This window comes from Candidatus Binatia bacterium, assembly GCA_029243485.1.
Taxonomy (GTDB): domain Bacteria; phylum Desulfobacterota; class Binatia; order UBA12015; family UBA12015; genus VGTG01.
Genome location: JAQWRY010000073.1, coordinates 32,666 through 48,799 on the forward strand (window position 1 = coordinate 32,666; position 16,134 = coordinate 48,799).

Annotated in this window: 9 protein-coding genes and 1 pseudogene; 3 read left to right on the forward strand and 7 right to left on the reverse strand. The window is 65.7% G+C overall.

Going from position 1 to position 16,134, the window contains the following annotated elements:
• The 4 genes from P8R42_21030 to P8R42_21045 form a co-directional block, all read right to left on the reverse strand.
• Complete coding sequence (locus P8R42_21030) at positions 1-4,041, reverse strand: glycosyl hydrolase family 18 protein (GenBank protein ID MDG2307084.1); 4,041 nt, start codon at positions 4,039-4,041, stop codon at positions 1-3.
• A gap of 363 nt (positions 4,042-4,404) precedes the next feature.
• Positions 4,405-5,349, reverse strand: coding sequence for an SPFH domain-containing protein (locus P8R42_21035; GenBank protein ID MDG2307085.1), 945 nt, complete (start codon positions 5,347-5,349; stop codon positions 4,405-4,407).
• A 12-nt stretch (positions 5,350-5,361) separates the two neighbouring features.
• Entirely contained in the window at positions 5,362-5,808 is a 447-nt protein-coding gene (locus P8R42_21040; protein MDG2307086.1) for an NfeD family protein, read from the reverse strand.
• Between the two features lie 79 nt (positions 5,809-5,887).
• Entirely contained in the window at positions 5,888-6,106 is a 219-nt protein-coding gene (locus P8R42_21045) for a hypothetical protein (GenBank protein MDG2307087.1), read from the reverse strand.
• 106 nt (positions 6,107-6,212) lie between these two features.
• On the opposite strand from P8R42_21045, the gene P8R42_21050 reads away from it, so the two are divergent.
• Both P8R42_21050 and P8R42_21055 read left to right on the forward strand, forming a co-directional pair.
• Positions 6,213-6,596, forward strand: coding sequence for a hypothetical protein (locus tag P8R42_21050; protein ID MDG2307088.1), 384 nt, complete (start codon positions 6,213-6,215; stop codon positions 6,594-6,596).
• A gap of 668 nt (positions 6,597-7,264) precedes the next feature.
• Positions 7,265-9,412 carry a M12 family metallo-peptidase gene (locus P8R42_21055; GenBank protein MDG2307089.1) on the forward strand — a complete coding sequence of 716 codons (2,148 nt, stop codon included), beginning with the start codon at positions 7,265-7,267 and terminating at the stop codon, positions 9,410-9,412.
• A 602-nt stretch (positions 9,413-10,014) separates the two neighbouring features.
• Here P8R42_21055 and P8R42_21060 read toward each other — a convergent pair.
• From P8R42_21060 to P8R42_21070, 3 genes and pseudogenes are all read right to left on the reverse strand, one after another.
• Positions 10,015-10,644, reverse strand: a complete 630-nt coding sequence (locus P8R42_21060) for a class I SAM-dependent methyltransferase (protein MDG2307090.1) — start codon at positions 10,642-10,644, stop codon at positions 10,015-10,017.
• Between the two features lie 657 nt (positions 10,645-11,301).
• Positions 11,302-12,141, reverse strand: a pseudogene (locus P8R42_21065) (ADP-ribosylglycohydrolase family protein).
• 57 nt (positions 12,142-12,198) lie between these two features.
• Positions 12,199-13,893: an adenylate/guanylate cyclase domain-containing protein gene (locus P8R42_21070; GenBank protein ID MDG2307091.1), complete on the reverse strand. Its 1,695-nt coding sequence runs from the start codon at positions 13,891-13,893 to the stop codon at positions 12,199-12,201.
• Between the two features lie 41 nt (positions 13,894-13,934).
• On the opposite strand from P8R42_21070, the gene P8R42_21075 reads away from it, so the two are divergent.
• Positions 13,935-16,100, forward strand: a complete 2,166-nt coding sequence (locus P8R42_21075) for a hypothetical protein (protein ID MDG2307092.1) — start codon at positions 13,935-13,937, stop codon at positions 16,098-16,100.
• Positions 16,101-16,134: the final 34 nt, after the last annotated feature.

The window sequence follows — 16,134 nt, forward strand, 5'->3', positions numbered from 1 at the left end:
TCAGTTGCCTCCGCGGGCCGTGAAGGACGGCAGCTCGATCAACGTCAGCAAGAGCTCCCGGAGATCGTAGTCGTGCTGCGCGAAGCGCGCGGCGAGCGCATCGATCTCGCACGCGTCCTGCGCCGACTCCTCGGCGCCGGCCGCGTAGCGATACAGCTGAAGGCTGAGGCATCGTGGTGCCGAGTCGCTTCCGGCGATCCAGCTGCTGAGCTCGCTCGTGCCGTCGAAGGGAATGATGGACGACGTCTGGTCCAGTCCTTCGAGGCCGACGAGATCGCCGGTTGCGTCGACGGGCACCCCGTTCTCGGTTTCACGCCGTCCGCCGGCGCCGTCGAAGTGCTCGAAGCCGAACCCGACGCCATCGATGAACTGGTGGCAGGACTGGCACGTAGCGTTCGAGCTGTGCAGCGTGAAGCGCTCGCGCGTGGTGAGATTCGGGTCGAGTCCGGGAGGTGTGTTGTCCACGTCGGGTGGCGGGGGTGGAAGGTCCTGGCAGAGCACGCGGCGTCTCACGAAGACGCCACGTCGGACCGGCGAACCGTCATCCGAATGCGCGTGCGCCGACAGGACACTACCGAGGGTCAGGAGCCCGCCGCGGCTGCCGTCCGTAACGGCAATCGGCGAGAAGCCGCTGCCGCCGGGGAGGGGGAGCCCGTAGTACGCGGCCAGAACGGGGTCGGCCACCACGTATCCCGGGTCGAACAACTCCGAGAAATCGCCGGTCGAGTCGAAGGTGACGTGACTCACGAACTCCTGGAGTTCGCCGAACTGGGACTCCTGCACTTGCGAATTGAACGTGGGGAAAACGGAGGGGTCCTTCTCGCCGGCGAGCAGCGGATCCGCGTCGAGCCACTGGCTCGCGAAGCGGCCGAGCTGCCCACGCGCGCGCGGATCTGCGAGAAGGCGCTCCGCCTGTGCCCTCCGGCCCGCGGTGGTGTCGAGCGTGCCATCGGCCGCCGCGCCGAACAGCGCCGCGTCGGGCATCGTGCCCCACAGAAGATAGGAGAGCGAGGACGCGATCTCCCATCCGTCGAGATGGTAGTCGCCGTCGCCGCCCAGCGTGCCGACTTCTGAGCGGTACAAGAAGTTCGGTGAGATCAGCATGGCCCACAGGGCATCGTGGAGGCCGACGTCAAACTGTGCCGGGTCGGCCGAGAAGAAGCTCGTGAGTCGGTCCACCTCCGCCGTCGTGATCGGTCGCCGGTACGCCTGCGCGCCGAACGACTCTAGAACACTTCGTGCGCATGCGATCGCTCCGGTGCTCGGGTCACAGGTGACGATATCGCTGCGCTTCTCGGCCACGGCTCGGAGGGCCAGGTCTTCGGCTTCAGCGAGGTACTCGTCGATGTGCCGGGAAGTCACGTCGGCCACCTGGGAGTTGTTGTCGTATCCCTGCACCCGGATCTCGACCGGAAAATTCACGAGGGCGCCGGTCGCTTCGAGTCCGAGAAGGTCTTCGATCGTCGCGGCGTACTCCCGGCGTGTGAGAAGGCGAAGCTGTTGGCTGCGCAGCGTGGATGCGCTGCAGTTGATCGGAGGGAGCGGGAGGTCGGTAAGATCGTTCAGGATGTACTGCGCCACCTTCGTCGCGCAGTCACCGCTGCAGGCGCTCGGGTTCCCGAGCGGCATGTCGACGTCGATTTTAGTCGCGAGTGCTGCTTCGTCGGTCCAGTTGAGAAGTGTCGGCGCTGCGGTTGTCCCGCTTCCTTCGGTTCCGTGGCAGAAATGGCAGCTGTGGAGCGTGAACAGTTCCTCGCCCGTGGGGCCGGCGGGAGTGGGAACCGGTGTCGGAGTGGGTTCGGGCGTCGGGATCGGCGTGGGTGCGGGCGTCGCTGTCGCCATCGGCACTGGGGTCGAGGGCGGTGTTGGGGCCGGTGTCGCAGTCGGGTTGGGAGTTGCGGTCGGTGCCGGCGGCGGAGTTGCGCTGGCGGTCGGCGCGGGAGTCGAGGTTGCACCGGGTGTCGGCGTCGCGCCGGGCTCTGACTGCAGTCCCAGGTAGGTCGCCTCGACCAGCGATGCGGGGCCCGACCGGACGTCCCCGGAGAGTTCCCACAACATCGCGCCCCCGAGGTTGTGCGCGTTCACGTAATCGGTCTTGTGACCGATCGACTCCGGATCGTCGTAGGTGACCAGGATCCCGGCGCTCGGGGAGTAGGCCCACGGAGCGAGCGCCCCGGCATGCCAGTGGCGCGCGTAGCCGTTGGGCAGAAGGTTTGTAACGATGTCCCTGTAGTCGTAGTTGCCGGGCTCCCACGTACCGGGTGCAGCGCCGGTCGCAGACTGGAACAGGCCTGCATTGCTCGTTGGCACGCCGGTCCAGCCCCGTCCGTAGATTCCCATGCCGAGGACGAGCTGTTCGTTTGGAACGCCGGCCGCGAGATACGCCTGCACGGCAGCGTTGACGTTGAACTCGGTGCGCACGACGGGGTCGGGCGAAGGGTCGTCGGATGCGGCGTGCAGCGGTGCGTGGAGGCCCGTCGTGGATTCCCACGCGCCGTGGAAATCGTACGCCATTAGATTGATCCAATCGACGACATGAGCAATCTCGTCGAGCTCATAGTGCGCGTAGGCCGACGGACCGGCGGGCGCGGCGATCGTGAGTTGGTACTCGCCTCCGTCGAGGCTTTCCTGCGCGTCGAGCTGGGCGCGGAGTTCCTGCAAGAGAAGCGTGAAGTTCTCCTTGTCTTCTGGGCGCGTCGTGTTGGCCGGAAGACCGCCGCCTACGGGGTACTCCCAGTCGATGTCGATGCCGTCGAAGCCGTAGTCGAGCATGAACTGCACGCAGGACTGCGCGAAGGTCGCGCGGGCCTGCGCGGTGAGCGCCGCGTCCGAGAAGCGCCCTGACCAGGTCCACCCGCCGACCGAGAGAAGCGTCGCGAGATGCGGATGGTCCTGCTTGAGCTTCTGCAGCTGGTTGAAGTTGCCGCGAAGCGCGCCGGCGTCCCACGAGTCTCCTTCGTAGAACTTTTCGACGTCCGCATAGGGGTCGCCGAGTGTGCAACGGCCATCCGCTGAAACGTTCACGAACGCGTAGTTGATGTGGGTGAGCTTGTCCGCGGGAATGTCACTGACGTGGTAGTTGCGGTCGTAGATGCTCCACGAAGTGAAGTAGCCGACGATTCGTTTGTCGGGCGAAGGACCGGTCGGGCTCCCGGTCGGAGCCGGCGTGAGCGTTGGCGCCGCCGTCGGACTCGGGCTGGGACCACCGGGTGTCGGCGTGGGTCCGCCAGGGAACTCACAGGCCACTGCGTTGAACAGGCAGCCGGTCGGGGCTCCGGGGGGTGCGGCGACGCTCGCGTTGAATCCGACCGCAACGGAGGCACCCGGCGCGATGGTTCCGTTCCAAGGTGCGTTCTGGATGCGGTAGTGGCCTGGCGACGACGCGAGCAGATTTCCGTTCCAGACACTGGTGATCGTATCGGTGAGATCGAACTCGAGGACCCACCCGGACACGGTCGTCCCGCCGTGGTTGGCAACCACGAGATCGGCCGTGTAGCCCAGGCCCCAATCGGCCGACTTCGTGAGCGAGACCTGAATCGCGGCAGCCGCGGGGCGAGGTGTGGCAGTCGGTGCCGGGGTCGGCGGCGCGGTGGGCGCCGGCGTGGGCGTCGCCGGGACTCCGGGAGTGCTAGTCGCGGCCGGGGTGGGGCTTCCCGCAGCGCCAGCGATCCGGCAGGAGTGCCCGTTGAGTTTGAACGAGCTGGGAACGACCGGTTCTCCGCTGAAGGAGGCTCGGAAGCCGAGTCCCGTCGTCGCGCCCGGCTCGATGCGGGCATTGTCCGGGACGTTGCCGAGTTCGACCTCGCCGGCCTGGGCCACGACCTCCGCGCCCCAGATGTCCTCGATGTTCTGGCCTTCCGTAGCCGGGAACCGGAGGGTCCACCCATCGAAGGCGAGTTTAGTCCGAAGGTTCGTCACGAGGATCTCTGCGACGAAGCCACCGTTCCAGCTGCTCTGGATGGTGTAGTCGACCTCGCACTTCTTGTTCTTGGGGCAGGCCGTCGCGACGATCATCAGCGCAGCGAGGCCGATGGAACCCATCGCCCTCGTGGTGCGCCGCACGCGTGCGTGCCTGTCCAAACGCTCTGGTCGTGTTTCCATCGACTCCCCCAAAACCCGCGCGGGTGGATCGTCGTGAGCGGGGGGAGGCGGGTGTTTAGGCGTGGGAGGCTCGCGGCGGGCCGCGCTGTCGATCTCGTAGAACCCTAGGCGGACCATGATGCTGTTTGTACCGTTTTCTGCCGAACCGGACCAGCAGATGAAACATTTGTCGGAATTCTCGTGCGGCTTTGCTCGCTCGTTTGACAGCTCGCACGGCACCTGCACCGTCCGCCCGCCTCGGAACGTCATACCCGACGACGGCCTGCTTCCGGACGGAAGCGGAACGTCGCCGTGCCGAGTGATCTACGCGCCGTCTTCAAGCTTGCTGGGCGCGCGCTGCTGGTCGAGCGCGCTCATCGCTACGCCGACCATCGAGGCGACGTCGGCCACGTTCGCCGGAAGGATGAGGGCGTTGGTCTCGCGGGCGAGTTCGCCGAACCGGTCGACGTACTGTTCTGCGACCCGCAGTCGAACGGCGTCGCGGCCGCCCGGAAGCGTGACGGCCTCTGCCACCGCGCGAATTCCTCCGGACGTCGCGCGGGCGATCGCGAGGATCGCCTCGGCCTCACCCTGGGCCTCGTTGATCTGCGATTGCCGCTTGGCCTCCGACTCTTTTACAATCTTCTGCTTCTGGCCTTCGGCCAGGTTGATCGCAGCCTCCCGTTCGCCCTCGGAGGTGAGGATGACGGCGCGCTTCTCGCGCTCGGCGCGCATCTGCTTTTCCATCGCGGCGACGACGTCTTCTGGCGGATTGATGTTCTTGATCTCGTAGCGGAGCACCTTGATGCCCCAGGGTTCCGACGCCTTGTCCAGCTCTTTCACGACTTGGGTGTTGATCTGGGTGCGCTCCTCGAACGTGCGATCGAGTTCGATCTTGCCGACCTCACTGCGCAGCGTGGTCTGTGCAAGCTGACTGATCGCGAATTCGTAGTTGGCCGCGCCGTATGAGGCGCCTTCCGCGTCAAGAACCTGAAGATAGAGGACGCCATCGACGCCGACCTGGACGTTGTCTCGTGTGATGCAGACCTGCTCAGGGATGTCGACGGCGAGCTCGCGGAGGTCATGCCGGAAGCGAATGACGTCGACGAACGGAACGAGGACGTGGAAGCCGGCTCGCAGCGTCTTGTGGAACTTGCCGAGCCGTTCGACGACGTACGCGTTCTGCTGCGGAACGACGACGGCGGTCTTTGCGATCACCACGACCACGAGCACCGCGAAGAACAGTGCCACCCCTAGAAGTCCCGACATCAAAGCTCCTTTCTAGTCCGCTCCTGGGCGCGGCTCTGGAGAGACCCACAAGACGAGTCCCTCGACCTTGTTGACTCGACAGCGGGTGCCGCTCGCCAGGGGCGCGGCTCCCGCGGTCCGAACCGACCACGTCGAGCCGCGGAATTCGGCCGTGCCGACGCTGCTGGGCTCGAGAACTTCGGTGAGTACCACGGAGTTGCCGACGATCTCACCGCTGTGGCTGCCTTCTGTCGCGGTCCATCGTTTCGAGAGCGGCTTTCGGAGGAAGGCGACCGCGACAAGCGCGACGACAGCAAAGGAAACGCTCTGAACCCACATGGACTCGAGAAGGCCGCTCGTCGCACCGACTCCGACGACGATGGCGGCCAACCCGAAGAAGAACATGAAGAAGTCTGTTGGGATGAAGACCTCGATCACGAAGAGCGAGAGTCCGATCAGAATCCAAATCCACCAAGGCATCTGATGGAGAAGTTAAGCACGATTTGAAGGACGTCAAGAAAGTGCTGCGGGCTCGGGCGCAGCACGTGCACGGCGGACGCTATTCGGCGTTGGCTTCCTTCTCGTGGTCGGTCTCGTGCTTCTCGAGACACTGCTGCACGCATGTAGAGTCGTCGCCTTCGTCGGCGCACTTCGACGTGCATTCTTCCTGCGTGTCCTTCTCGCCGCCTACGCCGCAGCTGCCGCAATGGGCAAAGGCCGGGACGGCGAAAGTGAGGCTGGCAATGATCACGGCGGTGTAGCGGGCGATGCTATTCATGAATTCGACTCCTTTGGGAACGCATTGGGTGAGGACGGGATAGCCCGCGGGGGGCGTACATGGAAGCTGGCACGGGCATTAACAAAGCTAATGATTCTAACCAATGATGCGGTTGTTCGTTAGTGGTCAAGTCGCCAATCATCGCCAGGCCGTTGGCGCGGCCAGCACGGCCCCGCTCGACATCCTGACCGTAGCTGGGACTGGGGCGACGAGCACGATCACGGTCGCCCCGTGTGCGAGTAGCGTCTTCGACATGCCGTCGTCCCCGGTCGGCGCGCAGCTGTACTCGAGTGATGGCCGCGTGTTGTACGCCGGAGCGTCGGTGGATCATGGCTCGCTGACGCATGACTGGGGGTACTACATGATCCCCGAGGCTCTTCTGACAAACCAGCTGCTCGTGCCGTGGGCGGATGGCTGCGACCCGACGATCCCACCGGCATGCACGCAGAACGGCAGCCCCGTCTGGGTCACTCCTGTTTGCGACACCTAGGTCTATGCAGACTTCGATCTCGATGGTGCGTCCGACAAGATCGTTCTGAATGGGGACGGCGACACCTGGGAGGCTTCGAAGAACGGCTGGTAGCTGAAGCGGTTCGACTAGTCGTCTGGGGCCCCGCGCTCTCGTGTTTGGCCGCCGGCTTCGCTTGGGATCGGAAGCCGGCGGTCTCAGGAGGGAAGCCATGGCTCGTCGGTTCGTCCAGGTTTGCGGAACCTTGATCCTTCGCCGCTCGTTCACCAACTTCGCGAAGCTGTTCCGAGAGGCTGCCGTTCTCGTGTTTTTCGGGCAGGATCCTGCGCACCGGCGAAGTGATGATTCCAGCCGCGCTCGTCGGCGCGTTCATGCTCGTCACCGGGGTAGGAATGCTCACCGGAGCGAGGTGGGTGCTGCCGATGATCGCGGCCTACCCCGGCTGATGGGGGCTTGCTCTCGCACCCGCTGCTGCACTTGGGCGGAACTCGCGAACGCGCAGGCGGTCGCCGATGCGGCCGCACCGGCGAACGACAGATGTCGGTGTTATTTCGAAGAAAATACCTCTAGGGTCCTCAAGCGCCCCCCCTGCTCAGGCCGATCGGTTCGGTAGGGGCTGAGAGCTGCACATGGGGCTTTTGCAGAGTCGAATCGAACCATCATCCAGACGTCGTGCGAGGAGGGGAGCTGTGCTCTTCCCGGCCCTCGTGTTGCCGTTCGTCGCCGCAGTGGCGTTCGCTGCGTCGCCCGAGAGCCATTGGCTTCTCTCTCCGGAGTTCTCGGAACGGGCGCGTGACGTGCCCACCGGAAACCGGCTCCGCGTCGAGGACGTGCCGCTCGAAGATCCCCGGCCGCAGGCCGCGCGCGCGGCTCGCTCTGCGAACGCCGCCGCGGGCCAGGCGACGGGTGCCTTGAGCCTGCGTCGCGTGGAGGTCTTTCGCCCGGGGGCGCTGATCGTCGTGCACCGTGGCACGCGGACGGTGTCGGTCCCGGCGCCCGACACCGCGTACTTCGCCGGCACTGTCGAGGGGCGCCCCGGTTCGTTCGCGTTCCTCTCGGTCGATGCGGAGCGCCGCACGCGGGGCCTCGTTTCGGACGGCGAGGGGATGTGGACCGTGACCTCGGAAAACGGAACGCCTGAAGTTCAGCTGGTGGATTCGAACGAACCTGTCGGAGAGGGGGCTGCGCCCTGGGCCTGTGGGAGTGGTGGGGCGCTCGAGCCGCCGCCTTCTCTTGCGGCCGTGGCCGCGGCGGCCGCCGATCAGCTGAATGCCGCGTCGGCGGATGCGTCGGGGCTGTATGTCGCAGACATCGCGCTGGAGACCGATTGGGAGTTTCACCAGCTGTTCGACTCGACCGAGGAGGCGGTCGCGTACATCGGCGACCTGTTCGCTGCGATGTCCGCGATTTACGAACGCGACGTCGGCACGGTACTGCGCGTGAGCCATCTCTCGTTGTGGCCCGACGGCAAGGATCTAGATCCGTGGGACGTGGAGACTACCAGCGGAGGGTTCTACGAGTTCAGGGACGACTGGCGGGCCAACATGGGGGGCGTACCCAGGACCGTCGCGCACTTCCTCTCCGGAAAACGGACCGGAGGCGGGATCGCGTATGTGGGTGCCCTGTGCTCGGGCTCCTACGGGTACGGGTTCACAGGCAGCATCAACGGTCAGTTTAGTACGACGGACTCCAGGTTCTTGTGGGACATCATGGGCGTGAGTCACGAGCTCGGTCACAACTTCGGGAGTGGCCACACCCACTGCTATTCCCCGCCGATCGATGAGTGCTACGGCTCGCAGAATGGTTGCTACGCCGGCTCGACGAGCGTTCCCACGAACGGCGGTGGAACGATCATGAGCTACTGCCATCTCCGCTCGGGCGGGTACTCGAACATCAATCTCTGGTTCGGGCGCGAGGGGCAGTACGGCGACGATAGCCTTCGGGTTCCCGACATCATGCGCGCGCGGGTGTTGTCGGCTTCGTGCATTGACGAAGTCGCGGACCCGCCGACCGTTACCTTGACTGCGTTGCCGGCGGCGATCCTCGCTGGCGAGACGACGACCCTCGCGTGGGAATCGACGAATGCGGATGCCTGCGAGTTCGTGCAGGGGGGTGGTGGTTCGGTGGTGCCCGCCGGCGAGGTCGTCGTGCAGCCGGGCACGACGCGGACGTACGAGATCGAGTGCCACGGCATCGGCGGAACGAGTTCGGATCAGATCGACGTGATCGTCACGCGGCCGCAGACGGTGCTCTCCCTCTCCGCGGGCGTGATTCGACTGGATGGTCCACCGAGCGCAGCGTCCCGCATACAAATCCGAAGCTTCTCCGGGGTCGAAGCCCCGTACCTCGACATCTATGATCGCAGGACGGAGATCCGCCTGTCGGACGGCGTTCCCTGTGTGCACGATCGGAACCGCGTTCGCTGTACCGGTGTCTTCTTGTCGGTCGAGGTGTTCCTCGGGAGCGGTCGGGATCGCGTGACGGTCCGTGGTGATGTCCCGGTGCATCTCGACGGTGGTGCCGGCGACGACGTTCTCCGAGGTGGCGACGGGAACGACGTGTTGGTGGGCGGCGAGGGCCGCGATCGGCTCCTCGGGCGCGGCGGCGGCGATTCCCTAGAGGGAAACGAAGGCGACGATCGTCTCGACGGCGGCACCGGCGACGACTTCCTGCAGGGGGGCTACGGCGCGGACACACTGATCGGCCGGGATGGGACGGACACAGCGATCTACGTGGATCGAACCGGTGCTGTTCATACGACACCCGACAACGTGCCGGACGATGGCGAAGCGGGCGAAGGCGACAACATCCGACATGATGTCGAGCTGTTCGGGTAGGGCCGCAGCGTCTCGGCGCCCCGTGTCGGCTTCGGTCCGAGGGAGCCGAGTGCTAGGCGGTACGTCGGGCCGACCTGCTCTCTAAAGCCGGGATGACCCGCGAGAAGGCCGTTCTCCTCGATCGTTTAGAAAATCACTTCCGCGATCGCGTCTTAGTGCGTCTGCGCGATTCCAGGCGTTGTTGATTCCGGCCCACAGCACGATCAACTCGGGTTCGTAGCGATCCAGGTAGTCGGTCCAGCGCTTCTGGATCTGAGCCGTATTCGCCCCTGGGACTCCGAGGTTGACCACGCGGAACTGCGTCGATCCGTTCCGGATACCCGCGGCCCTTGCCCCAGGTATGGGAATCGCCGACGCAGAGAATGACTCTATGTGACGTGGTGTCTTTGAGCGCGGCCAGTTCGAGGACCGCGACTGCTGTCGCGATCCGAGCCAGCGCCTCGAGGCTGACGAACTCGAGGACCAGGTCGAGGAGAACGAGCGCCGAGCGCCGGGCGCTAGGCGCTAGGCGCTAGGCGCCGAAGTTGAACCGGGGTCGACTCGTCGTCTCGATCCAATCGCGCTGCGATCCGGCGTGTGGCGCCGCGAAGCCGCCACGGCGCCTAGTTCCGCCGAAGGACGCACCACAGCCCGGCGCCAGCCTTGGCCGCCTTGCCCGACCAGTTTCCGGGCAGGGCACGGGCGACTTCCTCGGGCGGAAGATGAATGGGCGTCTGGTCGCCGCGCGAGTTGACCCACACCAGAGCGCCGCCCGGCCGCAGGACCCGGGCGGCCTCGGCCGGGAACAGCAGCATGTTCATCAAGACGAGCACGTCGGTGCTGTCGTCGCGCAGCGGGAGCCGGCTCGCGTCGGTCCGAACGCGACTTCCCCACTCGGGCTTTAGCCGGATCAACATCTCGTGTGAGAGGTCGAGCGCGTAGAGACGGTCGAAGTGGCTGGAGAGAACCTCCGTGCCGGGGCCGGTGCCGGCGCCGAGTTCCACGCACGACGCGCCGGAAACGTTCCCCCGCTCGAGTGCGTCTTCCAAAGAGACGAGCGGTTGGGCGGAATGTTGGCTCGCCCATTCGGGAGCAAGGTTGTCAAAGAGCGTCGCCACCTTCTTCGCGCGCGTCGGCGTCCAGCCGCCCGGATCGAAGGCCACCTGCTGTGTCACTTTCCGCATGGGATGGTCCGGGCCTGGGCCGTCCGTGGAGGGGGCAATCGGATCCAGGTCGGGGAGGTGGGTGATCATGGCTTGCGACAGTACCGCGCAGAGAGGACCCGTCGAGTCCGTGCATCACACGGCGCAGAGCGCCTTCACGTGCGTGCACTGCTCGTCGTTCTCCGGCGACGCTCGGTCGTCGGCGTCGCCGAGTCGTCGGGACTGGATCACGGCCTCGAAGTCCGTCGGCTCGGCCTGGCCGTGCCGAATGAGGTGGAGCGCGACGGTCGTACCAGTGCGCCCGACGCCGCCCCAGCAATGGATGTAGACGGTTTCGTCCTTCGCCAGCGATTCGTCGAGGACGTTCTGGATTTCCATCTGTGTCTCGGGGGTCGGGATTCCGAGATCCGGGACCTCGAATCGCAGGCACTCCACGTCGACGCCGAGCCGTGCCGCGGCCTCGCGGACGAGAGGTTCGTAGGACGCGAATGGCTGCCCGGAGGCGTTCGTCTCGCCGGCTTGCATGAGGTTCACGATCCGGCGGACGCCGGCGGAGAGGAGCGCCTGGATCTTCGTCGTGGCCTTTTGCGGATCGAGATCGCCAGGGTACGGTCCGGCGATGACGCTGCCGGGGTTTGCCCAATAGGCCTGGTAGAAGGGGCTCGGCAGGAGCGGCCAGGCCCCTGCGAGCGCATCCGCGAGCCCGCGGACCTCTTCGCCGCGGGCGAGGAGCCGCCGCCATGTAGGAGGAATCCCTTCCTCGCCGAAGTGGGCGCCGGCGAGTTGGCCGACGATTGCGGCGGTGGTGTCGGCGTCCTCCCCGAGGTTCGCGGCGAGCAGGATCGCCGATTCGAAGGAGTCGGTGCGCGCGAAGCACCAAAGGGCCGCCTCGAGGGACCGAAGGACGTAGCCGCTCCCTCGGATCTCGTCTGCCGTCTTGTCGCGGCCGCTTCCCGAAGCGAGCGCTGCGATGGACGGTGCAAGATCGGAATCGAACGTCGTCGCCGGCACCGGGCGTAGAATCTCTTCTTTCGCCTCGCCGCGGAGAGCTCGCAGGAGAAACGCCGCATACAGTCGGCACGCGTCGACGGCTTCGGGCGCGCCGTGCGTCGTGCGAGAGCTCTCACCGGCCATGCGCACGGCCGTCTCCGGCTCGCGACGGAAGTAGATGACGACCGGCGCGAGGCGCATGAGCGATCCGTTGCCCGCGTCGCCGGGGTCGGTCGATCCCGCGAAGGGCTCGCCGTCCGCCCGGAAGCGTCGCAGTGCAGCCGAGACGGTCGTGCCGATGTCGAAGCAGCGGCCGTTGCTCGAGAGGTAGGCATCCTGCGTCCAACGCACGTAGCGTCGCATCTGGTCGGCGGGGTCGAAGCCGCGGGAGTCGAGGAGGCTCCGCGCGAGGCACAACGCCATCGAGGTGTCGTCCGTCCACTGGCCGGCTTGAAGATCGAACGGGCCACCGCCGATCATGTCGGTGAGAGGCGTGAAGGATCCGCGCGGGCGGAATTCGACGGTCGTGCCGACGGCGTCTCCGGCTGCGAGGCCGAGCAGGGCGCCGCGACAGCGGGCTCGATCGTGGTAACTCATGCTGAGACGCTACCATCGCGCTGAGGACAACGATTGTCCGCTCGGCCCGGCTCGGCTCTACTCTTGTGGATCGCGTGCTTGGCAGATGCGTCGGCCGGTGAGGTACCACGTGTTCATGGGGCCCTTGCCCTTGAGCTCGACCGAACCGCGCTCCTCGAACGTGTAGTCGTCCTGGAGTCGGACCCGGACGGCGTCGGAGACCTGAATACTGCCGGGCTCGCTCGTGGACTCCATCCGGCTCGCGACGTTCACCACGTCTCCCCACAGGTCGTACGCGAACTTCGAGGTTCCGACGATGCCGGCGACGACGGTGCCCGTGTGGATTCCCGTACGCATCCGGAGGGGTCGCCCCGAGCTCTCCGCGTAGCCGCGCAGGGTCTCCTGCATGTCGAGCGCGAACTCGGCTATTTGCTGGGCATGGGTCGAGGTGCGGTCGGGGACTCCGGCAACCACCATGTAGCAATCCCCGATCGTCTTGATCTTCTCCAACTTGTGCTTCTTGGCGAGGGCGTCGAGGAGGCCGAAGACGTCGTTCAGCATCTCGACGACCTGCCTGGCGCCGAGCCGCTCGCTCATCTTTGTGAAGCCGACGATGTCGCTGAAGAGGACCGAGACTTCGGGGAACGAGTCGGCGATGCCTTCCTCGCCGCCCTTCAGTCGGTCGGCGATGGTCGCGGGGAGCACGTTCAGAAGGAGGTGCTCACTGCGCGAGGTCTGTTCGGTGAGTTCGTCGGTCTGCTTCGAGAGCTCCTCGTGGGCATTCTCCAGCTCTTCCACCTGCCGTCCGACCGAGGTCACCATCGCGTCGAAGGTCGCTCCGAACGTCGCGATCTCACCGGAGCCTTTGATCTGGGCACGCGCCGAGAGATCCCCGCTCGAAACGCGATCGGCGGCCGCCGCGATCTCCTCGATCGGCGCAAGGACACGCCTGCGGATCAGAACCACGGACATGAGGGTCGTGAGGAAGAGGGTGCACGCGAGGAGCATGTCGAAGCGTTTCACCGAACGCTCACGATCGTTCAGTGCCGCTACGGCCGTCTCGGTGCGCGACTCGATCATGTCCTGGAACTCGCCGATGGGCTCCATGATCGTCGCTTTCGCTTCGTGGTACCGCTTGCCGTGCAGGAGCTGGATGGCGCGTTCCCGATCCGGCGGTCCCTCGCGGGCGAAGTTACCGGTCCCGTCGTCGAACCGGCCCTGCATGGCGTTGATCGCGACGTTTTCGATCTGGACGAGGTCGTCCGAACGCGCCTGGGACTCGCTGAGCTTGTCGAACTCGGTGGTCGTGAAGCCCGCCTCGAGCATGCGGTCGCGCAGCGACTGCGCCCGGTGCTCCTCTCCTGTGGGCGTCTGGCCCGCCGCTACGAGGTCCCAGTAGACACCTTCGTAGCCCTCCGGTCGCGGAGCGTCGCCGTTGCGGATCGCGAGCACGGTCTCGAAATACTTCCGGTACTTTTCGTCTCCGGTGGCAGCGTACGTTCGTGCGAACCGGGTGAGGTCGTCGGAGGACTGCCGAAGCTGGTCGGCGAGCTGGAAGGATTCGAAGCGCCGGTGCTCGGCCTGCTCGGTTTCCCTCTGGGTCTGCTCCATGACCAGGGCGACCGCGATCAGGCCGGTGGCGAGGAGGAGCTGAACGCCGAGGACGACGAAGAGGATGGTTCGGATGCGCATGCGAGCCTGGTCCCTATAGAGGATCGAGGGTTCTGAGAGAACCGCGCCGGGGTCGAACGGCTGTTCGAGCGAATCCGTCATTCCGGACGAGGGTTCGCTGGAGCGGTCGCCACGGCGTGCCGATGGCACGGGTAGGGCGCCGGTACGACTTTCGCGTCCTCGGTGACGTGACCGAATCTGGCGCTGGCACGATCGGTGAGGAAGGCGCCTCCGACGGGCGCACGACCGCGAAGCGTTTGGGTCGCGGCCGCGGCGGGCCGCCGGCGCCCACGATCCAGGAGGCACCTCTGGACCTCGGTCACCCGTCGTTCACGGAGGCGCTTTGCTCGCTCGAGGAGTTCGACGTCTCCAGCCAGACCGTAGGGAACGAGCGGTACTCAAAGTTCCTGATCCACGTTCACACCGATCAAATCTGCTACTTCGATACGAACGCGTTCGCGGTCCACGCGGACTTCGTCCTCGCGGAGCTCACGAAGAAGTGGAGCACCGAATCCAGTCTGCTCCGGCCCCTCGCGAAGCGCTACAGTCGCTGGCAGGTCCGCGGGCGACTGAAGGCTTACAATCGAAACTGCGAAGAGTTGAAGCCGGAGTTCCTGCTTGGCACGTTGGTCCACCACACGGATCAGGACATCTACACGCTCGCGCTCTGGGAGGGCGATCTCGCCGCGCCGACCGACATCCGTGGGGTCTACGACAAGATGCAGAAGACGTTCCATCTCGGCGCTGAGGTGAAGTTGCGTCCGAACAGCACGCGCCAAGAAGGTCTGCTGGATCATCCCGCGATCGGAGGCGGCTCGTGCTTGCGCCCGTTCATTTCGTTATCCCTCCATCTCGCCCCCGCGCCTCGCGCGGCCGGGGTGGGACGAAGCGAGCCGCGGTCACCGGCGGCCAGCAGGAATCTTGGAGGGGAACACGAAATGCTCGATCTACTGAATATCGCCCGAACCGAAGCCGATGGCGGCGACCTCTTGGGCCTGCTCCAGGGCCTGTTCGAGCCGGCGGACATCCGCCCCGACGGCTACCCCGAGGCGGTCGTCTGGAAGGGTGGGAACTTTGCCGGAGACATCAACCCGATCGCCCACTCGCTGACAGACGCGTACGCGCTCCTGGGCACTCTGGCGGCAGTCGACGTTCTCGGGCTCCCCTACTACGGCGTCCCGATGTGGGCGCAGTACCGCCACGACATGAAGCTGGAGCCGCTCTCGTGGTTCGGCAACCTGCCGTGCGCCTCGATCAAGTGGTCGACCGCCGGCGACGCATACGTCAACGACGGGAAGGGCGGGAAGGTCGTCGTGATGGGCAAGTCGGGCAACGCGCCGCTCCGCACGCAGGCCGGTGTCTACTGCAACGTTCGGCCCTACGGCTGCATCACCGTCGTGCGCTGCATGCCGTGCCTGCCGTACTCGCAGGACAAGGCGAAGTTCGATGTCAGCGCGGAGACCGGAATCATCCACTCCGAGATGAACACTCCGGGTGTTCAGATGGCGCACGCGTGTCGCCGCTTCCTGCAGATGGTGCACGAGACCGGGCGCATCGGGCGCGTCGCGTTCAAGCCGACCCAGGCCCAGGAAGACGGCATCAACGCGGGTATCCTCTCCTGGATGCTGCAGGGTACGAAGTTCCAGGTCGGTCGCAAGTACGCGGTCGATGGCTACGTGGAGCACCGCGAGCGCGTCGACCGCATCATCGCGCTGCTCCCGGCCGACTTCAAAGCCGGCATGGAGAACTGGGGCGGTCGGGTCGAGCAGCACATCTCCGACACGAACTACGGTCTGCTGCTGTGGGACCTGATCGACCATCAAGACTCCATCATCCTTGCGACGGATCTCGACGGCGACCGCCTGACCGATCTTCTCGCCGACGTGTCGGAGCCGCTGCGTCACTTCGGCCAGCTCGTCATCGACAAGGTCGGCGCGGAGGCCGACATGAAGAACCTCTGGAGCGAGATGGGCTACACGACGGGCAACGGCCGAGATATGACGTCGGTCATGTACCGCATGGAGGGCCCTCCGATTCACGAGCAGACGCTCGGCTCGGCCGACGCGATGTTGCTTCGTCTCCTCGAGGGAGACGAGTCGATGGGCGGGAAGAAGAAGCCCTACGACCCGCGGATCCACTTCGTTCTCATCCGCGAGGCCTATCTCGACGCGAATCCGGGCAACGAGCGGCTGGCGGCGTGGCTGGATACGGCGCTGGCAAAGTTCGATGAGATCTACGGGGCAGAGCGCCCCGGTTTCCTCACGGGTTACGAGAAGTTGAAGGCCGAGATCACGCCCTGGGCGGGCTGACGGGAAGCCGCCTCCGCAAAGGTGCTACAGGATC

What these genes read in the sequence shown, in the direction of transcription:
- P8R42_21030 (MDG2307084.1), bottom strand. Translation starts at nt 4,041, where the DNA reads ATGGGTTCCATCGGCCTCGCTGCGCTGATGATCGTCGCGACGGCCTGC.
- P8R42_21050 (MDG2307088.1), top strand. Translation starts at nt 6,213, where the DNA reads ATGCGGTTGTTCGTTAGTGGTCAAGTCGCCAATCATCGCCAGGCCGTT.
- P8R42_21070 (MDG2307091.1), bottom strand. Translation starts at nt 13,893, where the DNA reads ATGACGGATTCGCTCGAACAGCCGTTCGACCCCGGCGCGGTTCTCTCA.
- P8R42_21040 (MDG2307086.1), bottom strand. Translation starts at nt 5,808, where the DNA reads ATGCCTTGGTGGATTTGGATTCTGATCGGACTCTCGCTCTTCGTGATC.
- P8R42_21035 (MDG2307085.1), bottom strand. Translation starts at nt 5,349, where the DNA reads ATGTCGGGACTTCTAGGGGTGGCACTGTTCTTCGCGGTGCTCGTGGTC.
- P8R42_21045 (MDG2307087.1), bottom strand. Translation starts at nt 6,106, where the DNA reads ATGAATAGCATCGCCCGCTACACCGCCGTGATCATTGCCAGCCTCACT.
- P8R42_21075 (MDG2307092.1), top strand. Translation starts at nt 13,935, where the DNA reads ATGGCACGGGTAGGGCGCCGGTACGACTTTCGCGTCCTCGGTGACGTG.
- P8R42_21060 (MDG2307090.1), bottom strand. Translation starts at nt 10,644, where the DNA reads ATGATCACCCACCTCCCCGACCTGGATCCGATTGCCCCCTCCACGGAC.